This window comes from Pseudomonas sp. BF-B-26, assembly GCF_019956495.1.
Lineage (GTDB): Bacteria > Pseudomonadota > Gammaproteobacteria > Pseudomonadales > Pseudomonadaceae > Aquipseudomonas.
Window position 1 is genome coordinate 1 of record NZ_JAHBDP010000018.1, and the last position, 9,461, is coordinate 9,461.

General features: G+C 59.5%; 6 protein-coding genes. 3 read left to right on the top strand and 3 right to left on the bottom strand.

Features of this window, described 5'->3' with window-relative positions:
• Nucleotides 1-114 precede the first annotated feature (114 nt).
• Nucleotides 115-1,308: a benzoate/H(+) symporter BenE family transporter gene (locus KGB03_RS01455; protein ID WP_192407075.1), complete on the top strand. Its 1,194-nt coding sequence runs from the start codon at nt 115-117 to the stop codon at nt 1,306-1,308.
• A gap of 122 nt (nt 1,309-1,430) precedes the next feature.
• Here KGB03_RS01455 and KGB03_RS01460 read toward each other — a convergent pair whose 3' ends face one another.
• Entirely contained in the window at nt 1,431-1,775 is a 345-nt protein-coding gene (locus KGB03_RS01460; RefSeq protein WP_111450630.1) for a YggL family protein, read from the bottom strand.
• 233 nt (nt 1,776-2,008) lie between these two features.
• Between KGB03_RS01460 and dacB the strand changes: the two genes are divergently transcribed.
• Nucleotides 2,009-3,469, top strand: a complete 1,461-nt coding sequence (dacB, locus tag KGB03_RS01465; RefSeq protein ID WP_111450631.1) for a D-alanyl-D-alanine carboxypeptidase/D-alanyl-D-alanine-endopeptidase — start codon at nt 2,009-2,011, stop codon at nt 3,467-3,469.
• A 210-nt stretch (nt 3,470-3,679) separates the two neighbouring features.
• On the opposite strand, the gene KGB03_RS01470 is transcribed toward dacB, so the two are convergent.
• Both KGB03_RS01470 and rlmKL read right to left on the bottom strand, forming a co-directional pair.
• Nucleotides 3,680-6,079: a diguanylate cyclase gene (locus KGB03_RS01470; RefSeq protein WP_223526024.1), complete on the bottom strand. Its 2,400-nt coding sequence runs from the start codon at nt 6,077-6,079 to the stop codon at nt 3,680-3,682.
• Nucleotides 6,080-6,221: 142 nt separating this feature from the next.
• Nucleotides 6,222-8,492, bottom strand: coding sequence for a bifunctional 23S rRNA (guanine(2069)-N(7))-methyltransferase RlmK/23S rRNA (guanine(2445)-N(2))-methyltransferase RlmL (gene rlmKL, locus KGB03_RS01475; protein WP_223526034.1), 2,271 nt, complete (start codon nt 8,490-8,492; stop codon nt 6,222-6,224).
• Nucleotides 8,493-9,022: 530 nt separating this feature from the next.
• Between rlmKL and rmf the strand changes: the two genes are divergently transcribed.
• On the top strand, nt 9,023-9,238 hold the full coding sequence (gene rmf / locus KGB03_RS01480) for a ribosome modulation factor (RefSeq protein WP_003223300.1): 216 nt from the start codon (nt 9,023-9,025) through the stop codon (nt 9,236-9,238).
• Nucleotides 9,239-9,461: the final 223 nt, after the last annotated feature.

Genomic DNA, 9,461 nt, shown 5'->3' on the forward strand with positions numbered 1-9,461 from the left:
GTGTGTCAGTCGACATTTGCTTCTACAGACTCACCGCTTTCGCGAGCAAGCCCGCTCCCACAATGGTTCTATGTTGTGGCGGACATCTTCATCTGTATAAGGAACACCGCCGTCATGAACGACGCCACGCACACGCAGATCCGCCCTTTTGCCGATACGTCGCCTTCTGCGATCGTCGCCGGCTTCATCGCGATGATGACCGGTTACACCAGCTCGCTGGTGCTGATGTTCCAGGCCGGGCAAGCGGCGGGTCTGACCAGCGCGCAGATTTCCTCGTGGATCTGGGCGATCTCGATTGGCATGGCGGTGTGTTCGATTGGCCTGTCTCTGCGTTACCGCACGCCGATCACCATCGCCTGGTCGACACCCGGCGCGGCGTTGCTGATCACCAGTCTGGGCGGCGTGACCTACGGCGAAGCCATCGGCGCCTACATTACCTGCGCGATTCTGGTGACCATTTGTGGTTTGACCGGCAGCTTCGAACGGCTGGTGAAAAAGATTCCGGCGTCATTGGCCGCTGCCCTGCTGGCGGGGATTCTGTTCAAGATCGGCAGCGAAATCTTCGTCGCCGCACAGCATCGCACTGCGCTGGTGTTGGGCATGTTCTTCACTTATCTGGTGGTCAAACGTCTGTCGCCGCGTTATGCCGTACTGGCCGCGCTGTTGATCGGGACGGCGCTGTCAGGGCTCATGGGCCTGCTGGACTTCAGCGGTTTTCATCTGGAAGTGGCGACGCCGGTCTGGACCACGCCGCACTTCTCCCTCGCCGCGACCATCAGCATCGGCATTCCGCTGTTTGTCGTGGCAATGACCTCACAGAACATGCCCGGCATCGCCGTGCTGCGCGCCGACGGTTACACCGTGCCGGCATCGCCGCTGATTACCACCACTGGCATCGCTTCGTTACTGCTGGCGCCGTTCGGTTCCCACGGGATCAACCTGGCGGCCATCAGCGCGGCGATTTGCACCGGGCCGCATGCCCATGAGGATCGCAACAAGCGCTACACGGCGGCCGTTTGGTGCGGGATCTTCTACGGGATTGCCGGGGTGTTCGGCGCGACACTGGCGGCGCTGTTTGCCGCATTACCGAAAGAATTGGTGCTGTCGATTGCGGCACTGGCGTTGTTCGGCTCGATCATCAATGGCTTGAGCATCGCCATGAATGAAGTGAAGGAACGTGAAGCGGCGCTGATTACCTTTATGGTCACGGCGTCGGGGCTGACGCTGTTTTCCATCGGTTCGGCATTCTGGGGAATTGTGGCGGGGGTTCTAACGATGGTGATTCTGAACTGGCGCAAGGCCCTGTAGGAGCGGGGGGACGCCCAGTCCTTGCCCGCGATGGCGATCTCAGGTGCGCTATCGCGGGCAAGCCTTGCTCCTACAACAGGCATAAAAAAACGGCGACCCTTGGGCCGCCGTTTTTTACAACATCAAACTACCGGATTGATCGGCTTTTCCGGGTACCAGACGTCGATCAGCGGGCTGACGGTTGCTTCAGTCAGTTCGCTGCGGCCTTTGAGCCAGGCTTCAACAGCGGCACGCTGCTCTTCGGACACCGAGCCACGCTTCTGCAGGCAAACCAGACCGAAGTCGTCGCCGCCAACATAGCCCAGACCGTTGGCTTCCATGGCTTCTTTCAGGAACGCGTCGAGGAAAGCATCAATGGCTTCATCAGCCAAATCTTCTTTGAAATCCAGGTTCAGTTCGAAACCCAGCTCTTGAAATTCATCGACGCACAGTTTTTTGCGCAGACGCTGGGAACGGTTAGTCGCCATTGGAACAATCCTCATAAGTAATAACGGGCGGCACTTTAGCAGTTTAAGGCGCCGAATGCCCGTCTCTCTGGGTTGCAAGCCCTACCGTCGGTAAAAAATAGCGGATTAGAAGGCCAGGGCACGGCACAAGCCACTACACCTTGGGGCATAATGCCGACACTTTCATGACCACTGAGGGAATTTATCTGTATGCCCTCGTCTTTTTCCCCCTCGGCTGTAGGGTTTTATTTCACATGATCAAATCTTTGCGTCCATTGTTACTGGCCGGTTTTCTGCTCCCACTGGCCTTCTCTGTTTCCGCCGCCTCGATCAACACCGCGCTGTCACCCAACGTTGAAAAAGCCCTCAAGGCCAGCAAGATGCAGGACAACGCCCTGTCGCTGGTGATGATCCCGCTCAACGGCCCTGGCACCCCGACGATTTTCAATGCTGACGTTTCTGTCAATCCGGCCTCGACCATGAAACTGGTCACCACGTACGCGGCGCTGGAAATGCTCGGCCCGAACCACCAGTGGAAAACCGAGTTCTACACCGACGGCACGCTCAGCGGCGGCATCCTCAACGGTAACCTCTACCTCAAGGGTGGCGGTGATCCGAAGCTGAACATGGAAAAACTCTGGTTGCTGATGCGTGACCTGCGCGCCAACGGTGTGACGCAAATCACCGGCGATCTGGTGCTGGACCGCAATTTCTTCGTACAGCCGCAATTGCCGCAGTTCAACGACGACGGCAATGACGATAACAAGCCGTTCCTGGTCAAACCTGACGCGCTGATGGTCAACCTCAAGGCCCTGCGCTTTGTGGCGCGCAACGACAACGGCCGGGTGCTGGTGTCGGTGGAACCGCCGATTGCCACCATTCGCATCGAAAACCAGGTCAAAGCCGTCAACTCCAAGCAATGCACCGGTGGCGTGCGTTACAACCCGGTGACCCAGGCCGATGGCAGCGTGACCGTGACGGTCGGCGGCCAGTTGGGCGAAGGCTGCAGTTCCCAGACTTACCTGTCGCTGCTCGACCACGCGACCTACACCGCAGGCGCCGTGCGAGCGATCTGGAAGGAACTGGGCGGCAGCATTCAGGGCGTGGACCGTTTGGCGCCAACCCCTAAAGACGCCAAGGTCCTGGCTCGGGCCTTCTCGCCGGACCTGGCGGAAATCATCCGCGACATCAACAAATACAGTAACAACACCATGGCCCAGCAGTTGTTCCTGAGCCTGGGTGCGCAGTTCCGCACCGAGGCCGACGGTGACGATGCCAAGGCTGCACAGCGCGTGGTGCGTCAGTGGCTGGCGAAGAAAGGCATCACCGCGCCGCACCTGGTGATGGAAAACGGTTCCGGCCTGTCCCGTGCGGAACGGGTGAGTGCGCGTGAAATGGCCGGCATGCTGCAAGCGGCCTGGAAAAGCCCGTATTCGGCCGAGTTCATCAGTTCGATGCCGATTGCCGGTACCGACGGCACCATGCGCAAACGCCTGAAAACCACGGCGATGCGCGGTGAAGCGCACATCAAGACCGGCACTCTGAATACGGTGCGGGCGATTGCCGGCTTCAGCCGCGACATCAACGGCAATACCTGGGCGGTCGTGGCGATCCTCAACGACAAGGCACCGTTTGGCGCGTCGTCGGTGCTGGATCAGGTGCTGCTGGACCTGTATCGCCAGCCGAAACTGCCGGAAACGGCTTCGGTGCTCTAACCCGATCTACAAAACACCACAGAACCAATTGTGGGAGCGGGCTTGTGTGGTGAGGGGATTTATCCCCGTTCGGCTGCGAAGCAGTCGTAAAACCATTGCTTGCGGTGTATCAGATGCACCGCAGTTTTCGATTCGGGGCCGCTTCGCAGCCCAACGGGGATAAATCCCCTCACCACACAGGGCCGCTCCCACAGAGGTGAGCCCGCAGCTCTAGTTCATCTCTCCTTCTACCCGATCCCGTCCGGCCTGTTTCGCCGCATACACCCCCGAATCCGCCCGCAGCAGCAGCGCATCCGCGCCCTCCCCGACTCGCCAACTGGCAATCCCGAAACTGGCGGTCACTGTCCCGACGCCTTCGATCGGCGAACTGCGCAACCCTTGCCATAGCTGCAAGGCCAGGACATGGGCATGCTCGCCGCTGATGTCCGGGCAAAGCACCATGAACTCTTCGCCGCCCAGGCGACAGAACACGTCGGTGCGCCGCAGCCGAAGGCCAATGCGTTCGCACACAATCTGCAACACCCGATCGCCGACCGCGTGGCCATGCTGGTCATTGATGCGTTTGAAATGGTCGATATCGAGCATGATCACCGACAGTTCGCCGCCACCGCGTTCGACCCGGGCCATTTCGGTGGTCAGGCGTTCCTGGAAATAGCGGCGATTGTGGATCCCGGTCAGGGAGTCGGTGATCGATAGCGCCCGCAGTTCTTCTTCCACCCGTTTCAAGTCGGAGATGTCCGAGACATAGCCGTGCCAGAGCACGCCCCCACCGGGCAATTCCTCCGGTGTCGCCTCGCCACGAACCCAACGCAGGCCGCGCAGGGGCAGCTGCACGCGGTATTCTTCGCGCCAAGGGCTGAGGGTTTCCGCCGACGCCCGGATCGAAGCGCGGACCCGGGTGGTGTCCTGCGGATGAATCCGCGTGAAAATCGCTTCAGCGTTGAACAACAGGACATCCGGTTCAAGTTCGTAGATCTCGCGAATACCGTCGCTGGCGTAAATCACACTGAAGCGCCCATCGAACTCCATCTTGAATTGGTAGATCCCGCCGGGCACATGGGCGCTGAGTTTCTTCAACAACAGGTCCCGTGCCGCCAGCGCCTCGTGGACCCGCTTGCGTTCAGTGATGTCGATACAGATCGCCAGGTGCCCGACCCACAAACCTTGCTCGTCGAGGACCGGGGTCGCCAGCATGTTCACCGTCAAATGGCTGCCGTCGCTGCGCAGCAGCGTCCATTCCCGCGCTTCGTGACCGCCCTCCTCATCACCCTCGACCAACATCGCCTGGCAGGTCGGAATCGGTTTGCCATAGCGCGCGCTCAACTCCGCCGAACGTGCCAGCAGCTCTCGGGGCAGGTGCAGGTTTTCCAGGGTCATGTGGCCCACCACCTCGGTGCTGGTGTAGCCAAGCATTTGCTCGGCACCGGCATTAAAGGTGCGGATAACCCCGCGAAGGTCAGTGGCGATGATCGCCACCTGGGTCGCGGCATTCAGTACGCCACGCAACTGGCCGTGGGTGCCGCGCAACTCCTGCTCGCGGGCGCGCAGTTCCTGGGTCCGTTGCTCGACCATTTTCAGCGCCCGTTGACGCTGACTGACCAGCACATAGAGCAAGGCACTGAGCAACAGACTGAGCAAACTGCCCAGCACCACCAGGGTGTTCACCGATGAATGATTGGCTCGCAGGAAGGCATCGCTGGGCTGAATGTCGACTTGATAGTCATGGTCGGCAAGCCGTAACAGCCGGGTCGCGGCCAACTCACTGGGGGCTGGGGGGTTAGGGGACTCATAAAGCACTTCGTGCTGATCGTCTGTGGATAAGTCGAGGATGCGCACCGAAAGATAGTCACGGCCAGCCTCTGGCAGCCCGTCCGCCAGCAACTGATGCATGCTGATCACGGCCATGACATAACCGAACGGTTTCACCCCCGCTGTACCCGGACCATTGCGCAGCAACACCGGTGCGACCAGCAGCACGCCGCGCGCATAGGCCGGTTCGATATTGACCAGATGCATCGGCTGCGATACCGCCATGCCGCCATGCTGATCGGCCCGTTCAAGGGTGGCGCGACGCAAGGGTTGAGCCCACAAGTCATAGCCCAGCGGCGAGCCGAGTTTGCTTTGGGTCTGGCTATACAGCACCGCCACATACTCATCCCGTTCAGCCGCCAGTTGCAGTTGGCCGTCGGCATTGAGTTCACGCAGGGTGAAGTCGGGTAAACCCTCTGCACGCACCTGGCGTTCAAATTCCGCCCGTTCGGCACCGGTTACCCGCTTGGCGAAGGAATAGGCCTGAGTCCGGTGCAGCAGCGGTTGGGTGTAACCGTCGAACTCCGCGCGGGAGACCGAATCGGAATTGGTAAAGAACCGGCGCAGGCCATCGAGGCGCTGCTCCTGATCTTCGAAGCGTTCTTCGATACGGCTGTAACGCTCACTGGCCAGCAGTTGGAAGCGTTGCCGTAATTGTTGGTGAAACAGATTCAGCGTCGACCATGCCAGCAATCCCGTGAGAATCCCGCCGACGATCAATACCAGCAGCGCGACCAGCCAGGCCGAGACATCTTCGCTGATAAAACCCAGGATCTTGGGGCGCACGGCGTGCAACGACATAGACGCAACTCAAAACGCCAGGTGCGGGAAAGCCCATTGGCCATGCGTTGAGTTATAGCTATTAGCCATCAATTTGACCAGCACAGAAAGAAGCCAAGAGCCTTTAAAAATCAAGGCTCTGTGGATCCAATCCCTGCAAATGTCAACGAGCCGTGATTTTCCAGGCACGGTGGATTTTGCCATTACGGGCGAAATCCGGATCGATGGTCTGGGCGGTGATTTCCTCGATCGCATAACGCTCGGTGAGGTTTTCCTCGAGCTGGAACTTGCGGAAGTTGTTGGAGAAGTACAACACGCCGCCCGGGGCCAGACGCGCCATGGCCAGGTCGATCAATTGCACCTGGTCACGCTGCACGTCGAAGATCCCTTCCATGCGCTTGGAGTTGGAGAACGTCGGCGGATCGATGAAGATCAGGTCGTATTCGTCACGACAGGCATCGAGCCAGGCCATCACGTCGCCCTGCTCCAGACGGTTCTTCTCGGAGAAACCGTTCAGCGACAGATTGCGACGCGCCCAGTCCAGATAGGTTTTCGACAGATCGACGCTGGTGGTGCTGCGCGCGCCGCCCTTGGCTGCGTGAACACTGGCGGTTGCGGTGTAGCTATACAGGTTGAGGAAGCGCTTGCCGGCGGCCTCTTTCTGAATCCGCATGCGCATTGGCCGGTGATCGAGGAACAGCCCGGTGTCGAGGTAATCCGTGAGGTTCACCAGCAGCTTCACGCCGCCTTCGTTGACCTCGACGAACTTGCCCTGTGCCGCTTGGCGTTCGTACTGTTTGGTGCCGCTCTGACGCTCGCGACGCTTGACCACCACGCGGCTCTTGTCGATGTTCAGGGCCTGCGGAATGGCGGCCAGGGCATCGAACATGCGCGCCGAGGCTTTTTCCGGATCGATGGATTTCGGCGCGGCGTATTCCTGGACGTGGACCCAATCCTGATACAGGTCGATGGCCATCGAGTATTCCGGCATGTCGGCATCGTAGACGCGGTAGCAGTCGATGCCTTCACGCTTGACCCATTTGCCCAGGGCCTTGAGGTTCTTTTGCAGACGGTTGGCAAACATCTGCCCACCTTCGCTCAAGCGCGGCTGCTCGATCACCACTGGCGCCGGTTTGATCGGGTTGCCGTTCTTGTTGTACTTCTCGTACTTGCCCGGTACCACGTCGTTGTCTGCGACTTCGACTTCGGCTTGCTCGCGCTCGACCTGACGCTGTTCCGGAGTGCGACGTTCGCCAGTGACGAACTGGTCTGGCGTGACTTTGATCAGCAGCAACTTGCACGGCAACGCGCCGTTCCAGAACGAATACTGTTTGTGGCTGCGGATGCCCATGCGCTTGCCCAGGTCCGGGGCGCCGGTGAATACCGCAGCTTCCCAGTTCAAGCAGGCCTGACGCAGACGTTCGCCGAGGTTCTGGTAGAGATAGAGCAAGCTCGCTTCATCACCCAGACGCTCACCGTACGGTGGGTTGCAGATCACCAGGCCTTTCTGGTTCTGGTCCGGACGTGGCTCAAACGTCCCGACTTCGCCCTGGTAGATCTTGATCCACTCGCTCAGGCCGGCACGTTCAACGTTGTTGCGGCCCGGTTGAATCAGACGCGGATCGGCTTCGTAACCGCGAATCCACAGGGGTGGCTTGGCCAGACCGGCCGCGCAACGCTCAGTGGCTTCTTCGTGAAGCTTTTTCCACAGGGCCGGGACGTGACCGAGCCAGGCGGTGAAGCCCCACTGCTCGCGACGCAGGTTCGGCGCCATGTCGGCGGCGATCATCGCGGCTTCGACGAGGAACGTACCGACACCGCACATCGGGTCAGCCAGCGCGCCGCCATCGGCCGCAATGCGTGGCCAGCCGGAACGGATCAGGATCGCGGCCGCGAGGTTTTCCTTCAGCGGCGCCGCGCCCTGCTGCAAGCGATAGCCGCGCTGGTGCAGGCTGTGGCCGGAGAGGTCGAGGGACAGGATCGCTTCGCCGCGGTCCAGGCGCAGGTGAATGCGCAGGTCCGGGTTGAGCTTGTCGATGGACGGACGATCGCCCTGTGGCGTGCGCAGTTTGTCGACGATGGCGTCCTTGACCTTCAAGGCGCCGAAATGGGTGTTGTCGATGCCCGAGCCGTGACCGCTGAACTCAACGGCCAGGGTGCCATCGTTGAGCATGTGGTCTTGCCACTCGATATCCAGCACGCCGTGGTACAGGTCTTCGGCGTCCTTCATCGGGAAACGCTTGAGCACCAGCAGCACCCGGTTCGCCAGACGCGACCACAGGCACAGGCGATAAGCGGTTTCCATGGTGGCCATGCCGCGCACGGCAGAGGTGTGCTCACGCGCTTCTTCAAGGCCAAGCCCGACGGCTTCCTCGATAAGCAGGCCTTCAAGGCCTTTGGGGCAAGTGAGGAAGATTTCGAATTGATCGGACATTGGAATTTCAGAGCCTTTAGCTAAGTGAACCGGCAACGCATTGCCGGCCCGGTTTTCAATCAGGCGCTTTTCTAAAAGAGCGCCCGCGTGGCACGAAGGTGTGCCGTCCCACCTCTGCAAGCTCGGGTTAAAAGAGCTTAGATGCAAAGACAGATAAAAAAGTTGATGCAACAAAATGTCATAAGTCGACCCTTCGTCGAATAATGCCCCACTGCAACGCGAGCCATTCTCAGCAAAGGATTAACCCCATCATGCAGCGCGGGGCTGATCATACCGGGGTTTGGCCAATAAACACGGGCAAACATCGTGTTACTTATGGCCATACCATCTTTATCGTTACGTCCTTATGACAAAACGATCATTCCCTCGATGTGACGCATTGGTTAGAACTCAACACAGGTTGACGCCGCAATGACGTCAACACCTTGGCTCGCGACGCCGGCAGCGAGCCCCAACGGCAGGAGTTTTTCTGCCAGACCTCAATTGAGGTCGACGCGATAAATACAGTCAACAAGTGAGGGCAACACCCTATGAGAAGACTTAAGCGTGATCCGTTGGAAAGAGCATTTTTGCGCGGATATCAATATGGCGTTGGTGGCAAATCCCGTGAGCTTTGCCCATTTACTCTACCGTCGGTACGCCAAGCCTGGATTAACGGCTGGCGAGAAGGACGCGGCGACAACTGGGACGGTATGACCGGCACTGCGGGAATCCATAGACTCAACGAACTTCACGCCGTCGGCTAATACAGGGCACACACTCCGACACGACAATCTGAATACGTAACGACTTACCACGCACGCCCCATCCGGGCGGCGGGCTTCGGCCCAGGGGCTCCTTCGAGGAGCCCTTTTTTATGCCTGCCAAAACCCAATCTCGACCTGCACACCAATCAACTGTGGGAGCGGGCTTGCTCGCGAATGCGGTGTGTCAGTCGACATCAAAGCTGAATGACACACCGCTTTCGCG

Excerpts from the sequence above, each read along its gene's own strand:
- KGB03_RS01455 (WP_192407075.1), top strand. The coding sequence starts at position 115 with ATGAACGACGCCACGCACACGCAGATCCGCCCTTTTGCCGATACGTCG.
- dacB (WP_111450631.1), top strand. The coding sequence starts at position 2,009 with ATGATCAAATCTTTGCGTCCATTGTTACTGGCCGGTTTTCTGCTCCCA.
- KGB03_RS01470 (WP_223526024.1), bottom strand. The coding sequence starts at position 6,079 with ATGTCGTTGCACGCCGTGCGCCCCAAGATCCTGGGTTTTATCAGCGAA.
- rmf (WP_003223300.1), top strand. The coding sequence starts at position 9,023 with ATGAGAAGACTTAAGCGTGATCCGTTGGAAAGAGCATTTTTGCGCGGA.
- KGB03_RS01460 (WP_111450630.1), bottom strand. The coding sequence starts at position 1,775 with ATGGCGACTAACCGTTCCCAGCGTCTGCGCAAAAAACTGTGCGTCGAT.
- rlmKL (WP_223526034.1), bottom strand. The coding sequence starts at position 8,492 with ATGTCCGATCAATTCGAAATCTTCCTCACTTGCCCCAAAGGCCTTGAA.